13 protein-coding genes are annotated in these 18,812 nt (G+C 45.0%); 9 read left to right on the top strand and 4 right to left on the bottom strand.

What is annotated here, in order from left to right:
- Window positions 1–148: 148 nt before the first annotated feature.
- Complete coding sequence (locus Vt282_RS11205) at window positions 149–1,618, bottom strand: glutamate synthase subunit beta (protein ID WP_162045652.1); 1,470 nt, start codon at window positions 1,616–1,618, stop codon at window positions 149–151.
- On the bottom strand, window positions 1,618–6,156 hold the full coding sequence (gene gltB, locus Vt282_RS11200) for a glutamate synthase large subunit (protein WP_162045653.1): 4,539 nt from the start codon (window positions 6,154–6,156) through the stop codon (window positions 1,618–1,620). The genes Vt282_RS11205 and gltB overlap by 1 nt, the downstream gene beginning before the upstream one ends.
- Window positions 6,157–6,690: 534 nt before the next feature.
- Here gltB and mnmL point away from each other — a divergent pair.
- The 6 genes from mnmL (at window position 6,691) to Vt282_RS11175 (ending at window position 13,184) form a co-directional block, all read left to right on the top strand.
- Window positions 6,691–7,623: a tRNA modification radical SAM protein MnmL/YtqA gene (gene mnmL / locus Vt282_RS11195; RefSeq protein ID WP_162045654.1), complete on the top strand. Its 933-nt coding sequence runs from the start codon at window positions 6,691–6,693 to the stop codon at window positions 7,621–7,623.
- Between the two features lie 196 nt (window positions 7,624–7,819).
- Window positions 7,820–9,469: a sensor domain-containing diguanylate cyclase gene (locus tag Vt282_RS11190; protein ID WP_232055053.1), complete on the top strand. Its 1,650-nt coding sequence runs from the start codon at window positions 7,820–7,822 to the stop codon at window positions 9,467–9,469.
- A 138-nt stretch (window positions 9,470–9,607) separates the two neighbouring features.
- Entirely contained in the window at window positions 9,608–11,953 is a 2,346-nt protein-coding gene (gene arcB / locus Vt282_RS11185; RefSeq protein ID WP_162045656.1) for an aerobic respiration two-component sensor histidine kinase ArcB, read from the top strand.
- A gap of 4 nt (window positions 11,954–11,957) precedes the next feature.
- A complete protein-coding gene (locus Vt282_RS11180) occupies window positions 11,958–12,404 on the top strand; it encodes a hypothetical protein (protein ID WP_162063401.1) in 447 nt (148 codons plus the stop codon).
- Between the two features lie 295 nt (window positions 12,405–12,699).
- The gene (locus tag Vt282_RS21250) at window positions 12,700–12,822 is read left to right on the top strand and encodes a hypothetical protein (RefSeq protein WP_269472553.1); all 123 of its coding nucleotides are present in this window, start codon (window positions 12,700–12,702) and stop codon (window positions 12,820–12,822) included.
- A 110-nt stretch (window positions 12,823–12,932) separates the two neighbouring features.
- Window positions 12,933–13,184, top strand: coding sequence for a DUF1127 domain-containing protein (locus tag Vt282_RS11175; protein WP_162063400.1), 252 nt, complete (start codon window positions 12,933–12,935; stop codon window positions 13,182–13,184).
- 52 nt (window positions 13,185–13,236) lie between these two features.
- Here Vt282_RS11175 and Vt282_RS11170 read toward each other — a convergent pair whose 3' ends face one another.
- Window positions 13,237–14,271 (bottom strand): NADP(H)-dependent aldo-keto reductase, encoded by a 1,035-nt coding sequence (locus tag Vt282_RS11170; protein ID WP_162063399.1) that lies wholly within the window; start codon window positions 14,269–14,271, stop codon window positions 13,237–13,239.
- Window positions 14,272–14,440: 169 nt separating this feature from the next.
- On the opposite strand from Vt282_RS11170, the gene Vt282_RS11165 reads away from it, so the two are divergent.
- Complete coding sequence (locus tag Vt282_RS11165; RefSeq protein WP_162045659.1) at window positions 14,441–14,752, top strand: DUF6482 family protein; 312 nt, start codon at window positions 14,441–14,443, stop codon at window positions 14,750–14,752.
- Between the two features lie 11 nt (window positions 14,753–14,763).
- On the opposite strand, the gene mutH is transcribed toward Vt282_RS11165, so the two are convergent.
- On the bottom strand, window positions 14,764–15,429 hold the full coding sequence (gene mutH / locus Vt282_RS11160) for a DNA mismatch repair endonuclease MutH (RefSeq protein ID WP_162045660.1): 666 nt from the start codon (window positions 15,427–15,429) through the stop codon (window positions 14,764–14,766).
- Between the two features lie 613 nt (window positions 15,430–16,042).
- On the opposite strand from mutH, the gene rppH reads away from it, so the two are divergent.
- Both rppH and ptsP read left to right on the top strand, forming a co-directional pair.
- Window positions 16,043–16,561: an RNA pyrophosphohydrolase gene (gene rppH / locus Vt282_RS11155; RefSeq protein ID WP_162045661.1), complete on the top strand. Its 519-nt coding sequence runs from the start codon at window positions 16,043–16,045 to the stop codon at window positions 16,559–16,561.
- A gap of 2 nt (window positions 16,562–16,563) precedes the next feature.
- Entirely contained in the window at window positions 16,564–18,810 is a 2,247-nt protein-coding gene (gene ptsP / locus Vt282_RS11150; RefSeq protein WP_162063398.1) for a phosphoenolpyruvate--protein phosphotransferase, read from the top strand.
- Window positions 18,811–18,812: the final 2 nt, after the last annotated feature.

Genomic DNA, 18,812 nt, shown 5'->3' with positions numbered 1-18,812 from the left:
TATGATAGAGCTCTCGTCAGTTCGCTTTATATTGATGTTAGCATTTTGTTGCTAGATAAAGTAGCGGCATAAAAAAGACCAGCGCAAGGCTGGTCAAATAGTTTGGAAAGGAACCTTGATGAACCATGGTAGAGGCTCATCAATGATTTTATGCAGATAACATCAGTGAATCTGCTTTTGCTTCTAGGTTGGTGCCACCCATTAGGTATTCATCGATAGCACGAGCACACTCACGACCTTCGTTAATGCAACGTACAACCAAAGATTGACCTGTGCGCATATCGCCCGCTGCAAACACACCTTGTTGATTGGTGGCAAAGCCTTGAGTTGCTACGTTACCACGTTCATCCAGAGCGATATCAAGTTGTGCCAGAACCCCATGAGGTTCAGGATGTAGGAAGCCCATTGCTAGAAATGCCATATCACAAGGGATGACTCGCTCACTACCTTCAATTTCTTTAAAGTTAGGGCGTTCACCCGGCTTTGGCTCATCCCAAACGATATCGGCGATACGCAGACCAGTAACATCGCCTTGCTCGTTACCAACAAATTCCTTAGTCAGAATATTCCAGTGACGATCAACCCCTTCTTCATGGGAAGTTGAGGTACGCATGATCATTGGATATTGTGGCCAAGGCATATTGGCTGGGCGTTTTTCTGGCGGAATCGGCATGATTTCTACCTGAGTAATGCTTTGCGCGCCATGACGGTTAGAAGTACCGACACAGTCTGAGCCCGTATCACCACCACCAATGACCACCACATGTTTATCTTTAGCGTGAATTTCTTCTGTCTTGAGATCCATGTTGTTGGCACGGCGGTTGTTTTGACCTAAGAATTGCATCGCAAAGTAAACACCATTCAGCTCACGTCCCGGTACAGGAAGATCACGAGGAACCGTTGAGCCACCGGTTAGCAGCACTACATCAAACTCTTGGCGTAGCTGCTGTGCATTGACGTCTACACCGATGTGTTGGTTCACTTTGAACTCGATGCCTGCTTCTGCCATCAGGTTGATCTTACGGTCGATGATGTCCATGCCCAGTTTAAAGTCAGGAATACCAAAGCGTAGTAGGCCGCCGACTTTTTCATCTCGCTCAAATACAGTGACCGAATGGCCAGCGCTATTGAGCTGCTCTGCTGCAGATAAACCAGCAGGGCCAGAGCCGATGATAGCCACGGTTTTACCCGTACGTGAACGAGGTGTTTTCGGCTTCGCATAGCCTTCACGGTAGGCCGTCTCAACGATGGTCTTCTCAATATTACAGATGGTGATTGGGTCTTGGTTGATCCCTAACACACACGCACTTTCACATGGAGCAGGACACACGCGACCAGTAAATTCTGGGAAGTTGTTGGTTGAGCTTAGAATGTTCCAAGCCTCTTCCCAGCTATCACGATAAACCGCATCGTTAAATTCTGGAATGATGTTACCGATAGGGCAGCCGTTATGACAAAACGGCACGCCACAGTCCATGCAACGAGAAGCTTGAGTATTGATTTTGTCACCAAACTCCTCATTAAGAACAAACTCTTTATTGTTCTTGATACGTTCTTTTGGGTCGATCTTCTGTGGGAGTTCACGACCATGCTCTAAAAATCCAGTAGGCTTACCCATTACACTGCCTCCGTTTCTTTTTGCTCAGCTTCCGCTTTACGCTTTTGTAGCACTGCTTTGTAATCACGTGGCATGACTTTCACCATGCTTTCAAGGCTTGCTTCAAAATTGTCGAGGAAAGACTGAGCGACTTCACTTCCTGTGAACTGAACATGCTTGGTTAACATGTCGAGTAGTAGGTCTTTGTCTTCTTGTTCGATTGGGTCGAGATCAACCAGTTCTGGGTTGAGTTTCGATTTAAAGTCTTCCGACTTATCCCAAACATAGGCCACACCGCCGCTCATACCTGCAGCAAAGTTACGGCCGGTTGAACCAAGGATAATTGCCGCACCACCAGTCATGTATTCACAACCATGGTCACCGACACCCTCTACTACCACTTTCGCACCTGAGTTACGTACGCAGAAACGTTCACCAGCCAGACCACGAATAAATGACTCACCAGATGTAGCACCGTAGAAACAAACGTTACCGACTACAATATTGTCTTCTGCAACGATGGTCGATTTAGCGTCAGGGTAAAGCACTAGCGTGCCACCTGACAAACCTTTACCCCAGTAGTCGTTCGCATCGCCTTCTACTTCGAACTTCACGCCCTTAGCAAGGAAAGCGCCGAATGACTGACCCGCAGAGCCTTTGAACTTAACGTTCATTGGTTGAGGTAGGCCTTGGTCTTTGTAAACTTTCGAAATCTCGTTCGACAACATGGTACCAGCGGAGCGGTCAGTGTTGACGATTGGGAATTCAGCATTCACTGCTTCGCCTTTTTCAAGCGCAGGAATAGCCGCTTGAATCAGTTTGCGGTCGAGTACCGATTCCAAATTATGGTTTTGTTGGGTTTGGCAGAATACGCCATCCTCTGCACGAGCTTCTTCAACGAATAACACTGGTGACAGATCGAGGTTTTTGTATTTCCAATGAGAAATATCTTGGCGGATCTTCAGTTTTTGACCTTGTCCTACCATCTCATCGATAGTGCGGAAGCCAAGCTCTGCCATGATTTCACGTAGACCTTCAGCCATGTATTGGAAGAAGGTAACGACGTCTTCTACGCGGCCATCAAAGCGCTCACGCAGTGTTTTGTTTTGGGTTGCAATACCAACTGGGCAAGTGTTCTTGTGACACTTACGCATCATGATACAGCCTTCAACTACAAGTGCAGCTGTCGCTACGCCCCATTCTTCAGCACCTAGCAGGGTTGCTACGGCTAAGTCACGTGGTGTTTTCATCTGACCATCCGCTTGCACGACGATACGGTTACGTAGGCCGTTTTTCAGTAGCGTTTGGTGAGTTTCCGCCAGACCAAGTTCCCATGGAAGACCAGTATGACGAATCGAAGACATTGGTGATGCACCCGTACCGCCATCGAAACCGGCAATCAGTACAACGTCAGCTTTTGCTTTTGCTACACCTGAAGCGATGGTACCCACACCTGCTTCCGATACTAGCTTGACGTTAACGCGGCCTTTACGGTTCGCGTTCTTCAAGTCGTAGATTAACTGCGCCAAGTCCTCGATTGAGTAGATGTCGTGGTGAGGCGGTGGTGAAATTAGGCCAACTCCAGGGGTGGAGTGACGGGTTGCCCCGATCCAGTCATCAACTTTATCGCCAGGTAGCTGACCACCTTCACCAGGTTTTGCGCCTTGAGCCATTTTGATTTGTAGCTCTTCTGCGTTGGTGAGGTAGTAAGAGGTTACGCCGAAACGACCAGAAGCAACCTGTTTAATTGCAGAGCGTTCCCAATCTCCGTTTTCTTTTGGTTCAAAACGAATTGGGTCTTCACCACCTTCACCCGAGTTTGATTTGGCGCCTAGACGGTTCATCGCTACAGCGAGGGTAGAGTGCGCTTCGTAAGAGATAGAACCAAACGACATCGCACCAGTAGCAAAGCGTTTAACGATGGTCTCAATCGGTTCCACTTCTGACAGTGGGATTGAACCTGCTGGATTTTTCAAAAACTCCAGTTGGCTACGTAGTGTAACTGCGTTATCGCCTTGTTTGTCGACGGCCGCAGCATATTGCTTGAACTGATCGTAATTTTTGTTACGCGTTGATTCTTGCAGTAGCGAGATAGTTTCCGGGTTGAACAAGTGCTTCTCGCCACGTTGTTTCCACTGATAGACACCACCGACATCTAGGATTTGCACTGGGATTTCACGTTGTGGGTAACCCACACGGTGACGGATCAGCACTTCTTTAGCGATATCATCCAAAGTTAGACCTTGGATACGAGATACTGTACCTGTGAAGTATTTATCAACCACAGATTTGTGAATACCTAGCGCTTCAAAGATTTGTGCGCCTTGGTAAGACTGCAGGGTTGAAATACCCATCTTCGAGAAGATTTTAAGTAGGCCGCCGTTCACCCCTTTACGGTAGTTATTGAACAGTTCCGTCGGGCTTACGTTTGGATCTAGCTTCTTAGTGCGCTGCAGATCGATAATGGTTTCAATCACCAAATATGGGTTAACCGCATTGGCACCATAACCCAGCAAGGTCGCAAAGTGGTGCGTTTCACGTGCATCACCGGTTTCAACTACGATGGCACATTTGGCGCGCAGACCTTTACGGATTAAGTGGTGGTGAACAGCACCAACTGCAAGCATTGCAGGTATCGCGGCGTGGTTTGAGTTCACCGCACGGTCAGTCAATAGAATGATAGAGTAACCGTCAATGACCGCATCTTCAGCGTATTGGCAGATGCGTTTTAGCGCACGCTCAAGTTTGCCGGGATCTTCGTTGGCTTGGAATACGATGTCCAGGGTTTTGGCTTGCAAGTGAACGTTGTCGATCGCACGCAGTTTTTCCAGCTCAGAGTTTGCCAGTACAGGCGATTCCAGTTCGACTTTTTGGCAGTGCTGAGGCGTTTCAGTGAGTAGGTTTTGATCGCTACCCAAGTAAGTGTTAAGTGACATAACCATACGCTCACGAATCGGGTCGATTGGCGGGTTGGTAACCTGTGCAAATAACTGCTTGAAGTAGTTTGAAAGATGTTGCGATTGATGCGACAACACAGCCAAAGGCCAGTCTGCCCCCATTGCTGATAGTGGTTCATAACCAGTTTGTGCCAGCGGAAGAATGATTTCATTCACTTCTTCAGAGCTCACGCCAAAGGCTTGTTGACGATGCATCAACTTCTCTGGTGATGGTTGGCTGAATTGGTTACTCGCATCCGGTAGTTTATTGAGGTTAAGTAGGTTCTCTTCTACCCATTTGTCATAAGGCTGAGCAGAGGCGATACCATCTTTCACTTCTTCATCAGAGATGATGCGACCTTGTTCTAGGTCTGCAACGAAGATACGCCCTGGTTGTAAGCGGCCACGGAACTCAACATTTTCTGGATCAATATCGACCACACCAGACTCAGACGCCATCACTAGGAAGTCATCTTTGGTCACTGTGTAGCGAGATGGGCGCAGACCGTTTCGGTCAAGCGTCGCACCGACTTGAACACCATCGGTAAAACAGACTGATGCAGGGCCATCCCATGGCTCCATTACGTTTGCATGGTATTGGTAGAATGCACGACGTTTTGGATCCATAGTTTTGTTTTCTTGCCATGCTTCAGGGATCATCATCATCAACGCATGTGGCAGGCTACGACCAGATAAAACTAGGAGCTCAAGTGCCATATCGAAGTTAGAGGAATCTGAGCTACCTTCTTGGCAGATTGGTAGCAGCATGTCAATTTCAGCTTGAGTGAACAAGTCTGATTCAAGGATCGCTTCACGCGCTTTCATCCAGTTAAGGTTGCCGCGCACGGTGTTGATTTCACCGTTGTGTGCAATGTAGCGGAAAGGTTGCGCTAAGCGCCATTTAGGGAAGGTGTTGGTTGAGAAGCGAGAGTGAACCAACGCTAGAGCCGTAACCATAGTTGGATTTTGCAGGTCTAAGAAGTACTGCGGTACTTGCTCGGTAGTTAACTGACCTTTATACACTAAGGTTTTGTATGACATTGAGTTGATGTAGAAATCATCACCAATGTTTGACACGCTTTCTAGACATACACGTACCGTGTAATTACGCAGTACATACAGTTTGCGCTCCAGCTCTTCTGGTGTAGTGCTTGGGCCGCCGCTAATAAATACATGCTCAAATTGAGGTTCTGTGCTAAGTGGATCGGCACCAATCATTGAGTTGTCGACTGGCAATACACGGTAGCCGATCACTTCAAGATCGAGGCGTTTGGCATTGCGTTCTAAAATATCACGACATTGCTCGCGTTTGTGTTGGTCTTTAGGGAAAAGCACCACACCAACGCCGTATTTTTCAAAAGAAGGTAGCTTGATACCAAGCTTAACGGCTTCTTCCAAAAGAAATTCATGAGGTTTTTGCAGTAGAATACCTGCACCATCACCGCTACAAGGATCGCAGCCTTGACCACCACGGTGCTCCATGCGTGCCAGCATATCAAGGGCCTGAGTTACAACTGCATGCGATTTACGGTTTTTGAGGTGAGCGACAAAACCGATACCACAAGCGTCATGTTCCAATTCAGGAGTATACAGACCTTGCGTGCTCTGCTCTCTATCTACCATAGATACATCCTTCCAATCTAAATTTGGACGCACTTCCATCAAGCGAACTTAATCGCGCGTCACTTCCTTTTATAATTTTGATTCGCACCTAACCGAGGTTGGCTAGGTTTGATTCCCTTCTCTTCTCACAGGAAAAATGTTGCGAGAAAGATAATCCTTTGGTGACATCCATTTAACTGCATCACTTATGTGGTGATTTTTTAGGTGGGATTGGATTATCACCGAACTCCTTGCGCTTGTTGTGATTTTAGCCCTAACGTTTTGCAAGTGAGATCTGTAAGTATCCTACAATTTCTTGAGGTCAAAATGCAATCAAAAGGCAACAATGTTGCGCATTTTTTTTACATGTGGTTTGGTTTATGTTGGATTTTTGCCTAAATCTTAGCTCCAGGCTTTATAAAATGAATGTTTATTGATTTGTGATAGGGATCAAATTGTAAAATTTGTTTAAATCTCACTCGGCGAAAAAGCACACGAATTGTGTAATTCGATTACACGGTTATCAATGATTTACATTCTCATTACTGGTTTGACATGCAATTACATGAATTAGTTAACACTATTGGTCAAGATCTTCACCGTCGTTATGGCGAGCGAGTCCATAAACTCACCTTACATGGTGGCTTTAGTTGCCCTAACCGTGACGGCACGATTGGTCGTGGTGGTTGTACATTTTGTAATGTGGCGTCATTTGCCGATGAAGAGACGCAAGTCAAAACTATTCAAGAACAGCTTACTGATCGCGCTGGTGAGATAAAACGCGCGAAGAAATACCTTGCCTATTTCCAAGCCTATACCAGTACCTACGCAGAAGTGCAGGTACTAAAAAACATGTATGAAGAAGCGTTAAAAGCAGCGGATATTGTCGGCTTGTGTGTGGGGACTCGTCCTGATTGTGTGCCAGATGCGGTGTTAGATTTACTTTCAGAGTATGTGGCACAAGGGTACGAAATTTGGCTAGAGTTGGGTTTACAAACGGCCAACAACGATACACTTAAGCGCATTAACCGTGGCCATGACTTTGAATGTTACGCCGAAATCACCAAGCGTGCTCGCGCCCTTGGCATCAAAGTATGTACACACCTGATAGTTGGCCTACCTCGTGAAACTCGTACTGATAACCTTGAGACGCTGCAAAAAGTACTCGCGGTCGGCACTGATGGGATCAAACTGCATGGTCTGCATATCGTTGAAGGTAGCACTATGGCCAAAGCGTGGAAAGCGGGAAAATTAGAAGCACCAGAGCTCGAGGAATATGTCAGCATTGCGAGTGAGATGATTCGTAGTACGCCATCAAATGTGGTTTATCACCGAGTTTCATCGGCATCACGTCGCCCGATGTTGTTGTCACCACTTTGGTGTGAAAACCGTTGGCTTGCGATGACGGAAATCGGTCGAGCACTTGATCGTGATGGCGCACAAGGCTCTTTAATCGGCGATGCATTCCAATACGAGAAAGTTTTATAAAATAATACTGTTTAGCGATGGTATTGCTTGATTTATTTTGTGCTCTCGAATAGAAACAGAATCCCTTTGCGATAATTGCGCTAAATTGCCATTTTATGATCGATATTCTGAGTCAAAACCTATTTTCATCTATGAGTTATCATGGATTTGAACTTGTTTTTATTTTAGGTTTTTGCTTTTACTGGCTCAGCAGCGTTTGCGATATAGCCGCCAAATTAAGAAGCTGATTGAAGATTCACCAGTATCGATGATGCTGGTGGATAGTCATACCGGTCGTATCCTCATCTCTAATCCTATTTGTGCCAAACAACTTGGTGTTCGCCAAATAGGTAAACACTATTTACTACCCGGCACGCTACCTGCCTCATTCCTATTTGAGCTCCTTGATCATTTTTATATTAACCAAGGAGAAGCTTATCGTTTTGACTGGCCCATTACGGCTAACCAATCAATCAGTGTTGAAATTTATGGGCGTCAAACGCAATACCAAGGTAAAGAGTGTTGGTTGTTTAATGTCGCGCCATATCAGGTCAACTCGAATGAAATCAATCAGCAATTAGAATCCCTTTCAGTGGTCAAAAGTGCATTTGAACATCTGTCAGCGCCGGTATTCATCAAAGGGCCAGACGGTGAAAAACTGTTTATCAATCGAGCTTTTGAGCGCTTCTGGGGTGAGCGATTTGATGAGGGAATGAGCGACATCAAAGGTATCGATAAAGGGAGAGTATCGTTGAGGCACTGGACGGTTGACTTATCGGGACGCAGTTGTCTGCTGGAAACCCATCAAAGCTTATTGCTCTCGCCTCAAGGTAATCTATTAGGCATGCTGGGAATGAGCCATGATGTGACGGATTGGCATGATATGCAGAGGAATTTACGCGATGAAATGGAGAAACGACGCGATACGGAAGTTGAGCTAGCCCAGCGTGAAACCATTTTGCAAAACATTCTTGATGCGAGTCCGGATTCGATTGGTATTTTCAATCAGAACAAAGTCTATCAAGCCTGTAACCAGCCGTTTGTTAAAGCCTTAGGGATTGCCGAAGTTGATGAGCTCATTGGGCGTCGACTGGAAGATGTGATTCCTATTGAGAATTATCGACGCTTGAATGAATCGGATGAACAAGTGCTGTCTCAAGGTGCATCGTTACGTTACGTCGACCAAGTGTCTCAAAGTAATGGTGAGGTGATTTGGTATGACGTAGTAAAAACACCATTTCGCGATCCGGTGTCTGGTACTAACGGTGCTTTAGTGATGGCGCGAGATGTGACTGAGCGATACCTAGCAGAACGACAACTCGCGCAAGCGAATTTAGAACTCGAGCGTTTGAGCTTTATTGATAGTTTGACTCAAATCGCTAACCGTCGTCGATTCGATGAACAGTTGGAGCTATTTTGGCATATTCATCTGCGCGAGCAGCAGCCCTTAACGGTCATGCTGTGTGATATTGATTACTTTAAAGAGTTTAATGATCTCAATGGGCATCAAGCCGGTGATGATGCATTAGTCGAAGTGGCGCAAGCATTTAAGCGAGTCGCTACGCGCTCGAGTGATTGTGTTGCACGTTATGGTGGTGAAGAGTTTGCACTGATCTTGCCGAACACATCGCAAGTTGGGGCAGAGCTAATCGCTGAACGAATTCATCAACAGGTCATGGAGATTGGACTAGATCATCTTAACTCTAAAGTTGGTCATCGCGTTACGGTCAGCATTGGTGTCGTCTCGTTAACGCCTCAAAGTCAGCACTCTTGTGATGTCATGATTGCGATGGCCGATAGCGCGTTGTATCAAGCTAAGGCAAATGGTCGTAACCAAACTTGCATACATCACACATCCAGTAATTAACGCTTGCTACACAAGGGATTGTTTAGCAGTCATGTGTGAAAAAAGTTAAAATAGTGCGATAAGTCGCTTCTTACTCACTTTTTTAGAACATCTCAGCATGGAGCGACGAGTGCTGTATTGTTTCGCTCGGAGCGTCCAATGAAAACCATAAAAAGCCTCGCTCAATACTATGTCGATTTACTCGTCAAACTGGGTATCTTGCGCTTTTCTATTCTACTTGCACTGGCATTGATCTCTCTTGCTGTTGTAGTGCAAGTTGCCATTACTCTCTTTTTAAGTGGTCACGTCGATAACATAGATATCGTTCGTTCGGTATTTTTTGGTTTAGTTATTACCCCTTGGGCGGTGTATTTCCTCTCGGTTGTGGTGGATCAATTAGAAGAATCTCGCCAAAGACTTTCCAAACTCGTGGCCAAACTGAAAGTGATGCGCTCGCGCGACTTAGAGTTAAATCAAGAGCTGCAACTCAATATCGAAAAGCTTAACCAAGAGATTGAAGAACGGATTAAAGCGGAAGAAGGCCGTGAAGAGGCGATGAAAGACCTCGAAAACGAGGTGTATCAGCGTGAGCGAACACAAGTCGAATTGGCGGAACGAACGGCATTACTTCGTTCATTTATCGATGCGTCACCAGATTTGATTTATTACCGCAATGCAGAAGGCGTTTTCTCTGGCTGTAACCGAGCAATGGAAGAGCTAACGGGTAAAAAAGAATCGCAACTGGTTGGTTTAACCCCGTGGGATGTTTACACCAAAGAAGTCGCACAACAAGTTGTAGAAACCGATGACGCCGTTTTTGCTGACAACCAAGCGATCACCTATGAACAGTGGTTGGAATATCCCGATGGGCGCAAGATTTATTTTGAACTGCGCAAAGTGCCTTTTTATAGCAAGGAAGGACGTCACCTTGGATTAGTGGGTTTTGGCCGTGATATTACCGAACGTAAACGTCATGAAGAGTCGTTAGAAAAAGCGAGCCGTGATAAAACCACGTTTATCTCAACGATCAGTCACGAACTGCGTACACCGTTGAACGGGATTGTTGGTCTAAGCCGAATGTTGCTGGATACACCAATGACGGACGAACAGCGTCATCATATGCAGACCATCAATGTGAGTGCGATAACACTCGGTAACATATTCAACGATATCATTGATATGGATAAGTTCGACCGCCGCAAACTCGAGCTTTATCCAGCACCACTTAACTTTGAAGATTTCATCGTTGAAATAGATAGTATTGCGGCCTTGATGGCCCAGCAGAAAGGATTAAGATTCGATCTTGAACGCCTCAATACGTTGCCGAGCGCAATCAGTGTTGATGCGACTCGCTTACGTCAAGTGATTTGGAATTTGATCAGCAATGCGATGAAATTTACCAAAGAGGGTGGCGTCGTACTGTCTGTTAGCTCTGTCATCGAAGATCAACAGGCGCACATTACCCTTGAAGTAGAAGATACCGGTGTCGGTATTCCTGAATCTGAGTTGAGTAATATTTTCGCCATGTATTATCAAGTGAAGTCTGAGAAAGACAACTTGCATGCAGTGGGCACTGGCATTGGCCTTGCGGTTTCTAAGCAGCTGATTGAAATGATGCATGGTGATATTACGGTCAATAGCGAACTAGGCTTTGGTAGTACGTTTACGGTCACCATTTGCGTGCCGCTTGCTGAAGAAGCTGAAATTGCAAAAGTCGATGTATTACCTTGCGAATGTAAGATGAATATCTTTATGGTTGAGGATATCGAGCTCAATATTACGGTTGCTCGCTCTCTACTAGAAAGTATGGGACATAAAGTGACCGTCGCGATGACAGGTCAAGAGGCGATCGATATGTTCGATCCCAAGCTCTATGATCTGGTCTTCCTTGATATTCAATTGCCAGATATGACGGGCTTTGACGTTGCTGCGTATTACCGAGAACACTACTCAGAGTTACCGCCTTTGGTCGCGTTAACCGCTAATGTTTTGAAAAACAAACAAGAGTACTATGAAAAGGGCATGGATGAGGCGATCAGTAAGCCATTGTCTGCTCATGCGGTTCAGGAAGTTATCGCTCTATTTTGTGATTATGAATCACAGCAATCGATGCCCCATTTACCTTCGCCGACGCCTATGATTGATACCGAAGAAATGTATCAGAAGATTCTTGATTTGGAGATGTTGGACTCTTATGTCGGCATAGTAGGTGCAGGTCCAGTTCTCGAGAGCATCAAGATGTTTGAAGAAATGATGCCGGGCTATCTTGAATTGTTAGACTCTAATATGGTGGCAAAAGACCAAGAAGGCATTGTGTCTGAAGCGCACAAGATCAAAGGCGCTGCCGGTTCGATTGGTTTGAAACATATCCAAAGAGTGGCTCAAAAAGCACAGTCGCCGGATCTCCCTGCTTGGTGGGAGAATATTGATGATTGGGTTGATGAAATTAAGAAGGAGTATCAGAGTGACATTGAGATACTCAAAGAATGGTTAGCACAAAGGTAGTGATATGAAAAAAATCTTAATACTTTCCATGTTAGTAGCATGGTTGGCAGGGTGTTCATCACCTCAAATCGGTTGGGATCAAGATGAATCTATCACGGTTGACGGGGCCGACGTGCAGCTAACGAGTAATTTATGGTTAAACAAAATGCCGACCATTGGAGAGTTGCAGCTGCAAAATGTTCATGGTGCTTTGTACCTAGAATCAACCCAACCTTTGGCGGCTGATATGGAGATTACAAGTATCTCAATTCGTCAAGGTGAGCAAGTTTGGCTAATTGAGGGGGATGCAATAGAAGTGAGAACCCATGATGAGAACCAGTGGGAATTAGTCTTTGCTCAACCTCTTGCTGTTGATAATGAGCAACCCGTTGATGTAGCAGTGCAGTTGTCGCATCAGCAGCAAACACAGTGGATGGTCGAAAAGAACGTAGCGATCGATACAGTATATTAAGCAGTTTAAGTTGCTCAAAAAGCCAGTTTAAATAACTGGCTTTTGTTTTTCTACCATTCAATAGCTTAGGTTCATATTGAAAAATTATTTTCAGACAGCTCCTGTGGTAGCGAATTGTTTCTCATATCAAGAAGGAAAATTGTTTTTGGTCGTTGAGTTTGAATTTTAAACCCAATGAAGTGTTTTCTAATTTATTTACGATTGCTGGTTGATTGAACAGCAATACATATGATGGAAGAGTGAGCGATTGCTCATAAATTCACCATACGGATTAGATACGGTTAGGAGGCTTGTGATGAAAAGATTTACTGCGATTTCATTTGTGTTTGCCTCTGTAGCTTGTCGTTTGACATCGATGTGGTTTCCGACCAAAGCGATGGCAAAGAACATGCGAAAACCTCAACCGATCATTATCTAGCCCGTTAGCTAACTTCTATTGGCTGCGGAAAAGCAGCCGATTTAACTCCTGAATAGTTCCTTCTTATCTCGCTGTTTTTCCACCAGTAATAACCTCAACTGGAGAAAACAATGAACCATTCAATTTACTTAAAACTTGCTATTTTTTTAGTTAAAGCCGATTTGAAGCGCGAGGAGCGTATTTGGAAAAGAAAGGTACGCCGAAGTGCGTATGATATACCTTGGCACAATGAGTATTTGTTGCGCGATATTGGGTTGGATAAAGAAGGGCGCCCTCTACACAATACGCTTGCTCCAGAAAGCAAAGCAAAACGTCATGTACGCCATCTACGCCGTGCTCTATCGTGGCGACTGCACACGTAGTGAGGCGAGGGGGATGATCTATCCCCCTCTGTCACTTATCAAAACTGTTCTATCAAGGGCACGGATTGGAGTAGGTACTACCAATCGCTTGGATTTGTCTCAGTAAGCCATCACTGAGTTCAATATCAACACTCTCAATATTCGCTTCCAATTGCCTAATATTTGTCGCCCCGATAATAGTTGAGGCAACAAAAGGACGTTGATTGACAAATGCCAATGCCATTTGTGATGGGTCGAGTTGGTGTTTTTTTGCCAAGTGAACATAGGCTTCTGTTGCGGCAATACCTTGCGGAGTAAAGTAGCGCACGAAGCGTTCAAAGAGTGAACAGCGAGCACCTGGTGGTCTTTGGCCGTTTAGGTATTTGCCACTTAAACAGCCAAAGGCAAGCGGAGAATAAGCGAGCAATTCAACGCCCTCTCGTTGACTGATTTCAGATAAACCAACCTCAAAGCTTTGGTTGAGTAAATTGTATGGGTTTTGAATCGAAACGATTCTTGGTAGGTCGTGCTTTTCCGCTAGTTTTAGCATACTCATCACACCCCAAGGCGTTTCATTTGATACGCCAATATAACGGACTTTTCCGAGCTTCACTAAATCTGCCATTGCTTCCAGCGTTTCAACCAAAGCAACGTCATCATGGTCATTTGTATAGGGGTAGTTAAGCTGTCCAAAGGTATTGGTTTTGCGTTGCGGCCAGTGGATTTGATACAGGTCGATGTAATCGGTTTTAAGGCGCTTTAGGCTATCATCGATAGCAAGATGAATGTTGCGTCTATCCAGTTTCATTTCATCGCGAATGTGCGGCACGTTGCGTGGGCCGGCGACTTTTGTTGCGAGGATGACTTTATCTCGTTTTCCTGATTTTTCCAGCCAGTTACCGATATGTGTCTCCGTTGAACCTTGCGTTTCTGGCTTTGGGGGCACTGGGTACATCTCTGCCGTGTCAATAAAATTGACCCCTCGCTCTAGAGCAAAGTCGAGTTGATTAAATGCTTCGGCTTGTGAATTTTGCTCGCCAAATGTCATTGTTCCCAAACAGATTTTACTGACTTCTAAGCTGGAGTGTGGAAGTTGATGATATTTCATAGAGTGTCCTTACTAAAGCGAGCCTCAATTCATTACTGACCCTAGTGGTATGTATCAATATAAGCGAGGAATTGTATCGATGGAAAGTTGAATTGGCGCAAAAATGTGCACTCTATAGCTATAATTATCAATATGAGAGTGACCTCAGGGAATGAGAAGGAGTGTAGGTATGCAGCGAAAGCAGTTAGATAAGTGGATACATGGCTTCCACAAGAAGAGTTACCAGCCACCTAAAGTGTTTGTCATTAGTTGCTCTGATCTCTCACAATATTTGTTAGCGGTTGAGTACAAGAACAAAGTTGAACCGATCTCTCTTGAAGGGAAACCGATTCATTTTTCTTCGCTAGCGGAAGTGCGTGAAGAGCTTAGACGCCTTGATGTTGAGCGTGCCTATTTGCGCACACAAAATTGCTATGATGAATGTGGCTGTCCAGATGCACCACGTTATTTCGATCAAGAGTTAACCTTGATTACGCACTAGGAAATTTTTGTTTAAGCGTAGTAATTTTCGAGAATCCGAGCTGTAAATTGGGTGCGCAGATAAAAGCCTCGCGGTAGCGTTTTGATGAGCTTACCACTTGCTCCATAGGCTTCGGTTAGCGCTCGGCTATTGGCGGCTTTTGGCCGCAATTGCAGGACTTCACCATGGCGAGCTGTGATCTTCTCAACTTGCCCTAAAACAATCAATTCCATCAACTCTTCCCAGTCGGTTTGTAACTGTTGTTCTTCTTCAGCGCTAGGTGACCAAATTAGTGGTGAACCAACGCGACGTTCTGCTAATGGTATTTCACGCTCACCCTCAACGGGTATCCAGAGAACTCGAGAGAGCTTATTGCGCACATGGCTTGTTTGCCACGTTAACCCATGGACACCAATAAGTGGTGCGACACAGACAAACGTTGTTTCGAGAGGTTTGCCGTTATATCCGATCGGAATCGTTTTTAGCTCAATGCCGAGCTGTTCAAAATCTTGCTGCGGCTTACTGCCCGCCGTTGCACCTAAATGCCATTCGAGTAATTGACCAACCCAGCCTTTATCACGACGAAGATCTGCTGGTACAGCAATGCCCGCTTCATCAGCGAGTTGCTGAAATGTAAGGCCGGCAATGTCATACGCGCGTTGTAATAATTCAAGCTCTGAGGTGGGTTCTGCTTTCATGGTTTTTCATCGATTTCAAATATCGCTCTATTTTAACCATATTTGGCAAAATTACGACTTGAGCAAAGATCGATCTAACTGTGCAAAAGATCACCATGATTTAGTTATCCACAGAATTTGGTCGAAAAATGTCACTCGGTACGGGTTATGTATAAATTAACAGGGTTTTGCGGTATTTTTACTTGTTTTTCTGCGAATTAGCGTTTTAGCTATTTGCTATGTGGATAAAATGGGAGTGGTTGATCTTTGAACAGTTTGCCACAAGTTCGAATATCATTCGTTGCTGAGTTGATGGAAGTTAAGTTTATTTAAATTATCTTTATGTATTTAAAGGTTTTATTGCTTTGTTGTGGTTGTTGCTTTTGTTGCGCAACGTTGTCCTGTTGAATTAATGATCGCTTGGGTGCTGCTTTTTCACATACTTATACACAGAAAAGGTGAATAAATGTGGGGCATGTCTCATGTGGGTGTGTATAACGGTATTCTCGGTGATTACTTATTCAGAAACGAAAGATTCAACGATAATTTCTGTGCTAGTCACACTAGTAAGTTTGCTCCGCCTGGGGATATGTGGAAAAATTACCGTAATTAAAGATTATTTAGAGGTTGGCCAGTGATAGATGGCGATGGTTACCGCTTAAATGTGGGAATTGTAATCTGTAACAACCATGGTCAGGTCTTCTGGGCTAAGCGATACGGACAACACTCATGGCAGTTTCCTCAGGGAGGCATTGACGACGGTGAAACCCCCGAACAAGCCATGTTTAGAGAGTTGTATGAAGAGGTCGGTCTTACTAAAAAAGACGTTAAAATCATAGCGACTAGTCGTCATTGGTTAAGATATAAATTACCAAAACGACTTGTGCGTTGGGATTCAAAACCTGTTTGTATCGGTCAAAAACAGAAATGGTTTTTACTGCGATTGGATTGCGATGAATCAAAGATCAATATGCAACGTGGTAATTCCCCTGAGTTTGATGGTTGGCGTTGGGTTAGTTATTGGTACCCAGTGCGTCAAGTCGTCTCTTTCAAGCGCGATGTTTATCGCCGTGCGATGAAAGAGTTCGCTTCAATGGCAATGCCATTTAAAGAACGTCGCGTAAAAGGCAAACGTAAATCACGAAGAGGCTAGAGATGCTTTCTCAACTAAGGGACATAGTTGAACAGGTTTCACGGGTTGAAAATGTTCATGCCGCGCTGCAATTGTTAGTGAAGCAGACTTGTCTCGCTATGCACACGGAGTGCTGCACGATTTACTTAGCCAATGAAGAGATGCAACGCCTTGAGTTAATGGCAACGAAAGGCTTGCGCTTTAAAGGCGACAAAATACATATCAATTTCAATGAAGGTTTAGTGGGTTTGGTCAAACGGAGTGCCGAACCACTTAACCTCGCTGAAGCATCAAAACATCCCTGCTATAAGTATTTCTCACAACTTGGTGAAGAGGTATATCAAAGCTTCCTTGGTACTCCGATCATCCATCGCAAGAAAGTGCTCGGCGTACTGGTCGTTCAGCAAAAGCAATCACGTCTGTTTGATGAAATAGAAGAATCTTTTTTGGTGACACTTGCTGCCCAATTAGCGGTGATCATTGCGCACGCTCAAACACAAGGGCAATGGCGTCTAGAGAAAGCGCAACAGGCCATCAAAGGTATTCCAGCATCATCAGGGGTCGCGATTGGTCAGTTTTGGTGGGATGATAGTCAACCCCTTTTGTCTGATGTCAGTCCCGCTTCTACGCTCGATATCGATCGTGAGCAAGAGTGGTTGTTGATGGCTGTGGAAGCCGCTTTGAACGATTTTCGCCGTATGCGCAAGAAATTGGATAGCGACATCAACAAAGATACTCTAGCGATTTTTGATTTATTTACGCATCTACTGAACGATCCGATGCTGCGTAAAGATCTGAAAGCTCAGATCGAGAAAGGCGATCGTGCTGATTGGGCTGTTCGTCAAGTCGTTGAGTCATACTCCAATCGTTTTGCTCGTATGTCTGACACCTATCTGCGTGAACGAGCACAAGATATTCGAGAGTTGGGCCAGCGTTTACTCTATTTCCTCAGCAATACTGAGCAAGAGCAACATAACTTTGAACAACCGGTTATTCTTGTCGTTCGAGAGTTAACGGCATCTTTGATTGCATCGATCCCAAAAGAACAGTTGTTAGCCGTCATCGCTTTGGAAGGTGCGGCAAACTCACATGCTGCCATTTTATCTCGTGCGCTTGGCATTCCTGCGGTGATGGGGGTCAATTTAAACCTCGACAGCATTAACGGTAAGCAAGGTATCGTCGATGGCTACAGTGGTAAGATTTTGGTCTCTCCGAGCCGCCAGCTGCTTAATGAATACCGAGCTTTGGCTAATGAAGAACGCGAGTTGGCCAATATGGTCAATCAGCGCATTGAAGAACCTGCCCAAACCAGTGACGGTGAACGCGTTGAAGTATTGCTTAATGCAGGCTTGAGCGCCGATGCTAATATTGCCGTTAATCAGGGGGTGGATGGTGTTGGTTTATATCGAACTGAGATCAGTTTTTTACTGCAGCATCGCTTTCCGTCGGAAGATGAGCAAGCGCAGCAATATAAGTCCGTACTGACGACTTACCCCAATAAACGCGTTGTTATGCGTTCGCTCGATATTGGCGGTGATAAGCCTTTACCCTACTTGCCTATTGAAGAAGATAATCCTTTCTTAGGGTGGCGTGGCATTCGCTTTACGCTTGATCATCCCGATATCTTCTTGATGCAAATTCGCGCCATGATGAAGGCGAGTGCAGAGACGAAAAATCTCAGCATATTGCTGCCGATGGTGTCAGGTGCACAAGAATTAGATGATGCATTGGCGTTGATCAATCAAGCCCATAGTGAAGTTGCCGAACTGAATCCTGACATTTCTCGTCCTCAAGTCGGTATCATGATTGAAGTACCTTCGATGTTGTACTTGTTGCCATTTATTGCCGACAAGATCGATTTCGTGTCAGTGGGAACCAATGACTTAACCCAATACTTACTGGCGGTTGATCGCAACAATTCACGTGTTTCGGATGTATATGAAAGTATGCATCCGGCCGTGGTTATGGCTCTTGAACACATCCATCAGATTTGCAGTAAGCTAAAATTGCCCGTTTGTATTTGTGGTGAACTGGCAGGCGATCCGATTGGCGCTTTGTTGTTGGTGGGGATGGGATATCGTAGCCTTAGCATGAACACGTCCAACGTAGCTAAAGTGAAGTACTTGCTGCGACATACCAGTATTGAGGAGTTGAACGCACTGGCACAACAAGCTCTTCAACAACCATATGGTTATAACATTTATTCAATGATGCAGGACTTTTTTGAGTTAAAAGGGTTCTCAGGTTTTATTCGAGCTGGTAAGAAGTAAGG

This window comes from Vibrio taketomensis (assembly GCF_009938165.1).
Taxonomy (GTDB): domain Bacteria; phylum Pseudomonadota; class Gammaproteobacteria; order Enterobacterales; family Vibrionaceae; genus Vibrio; species Vibrio taketomensis.
The sequence above is the reverse complement of the archived record's forward strand: the minus strand, read 5'-3'. Positions and strand labels throughout refer to the sequence as shown.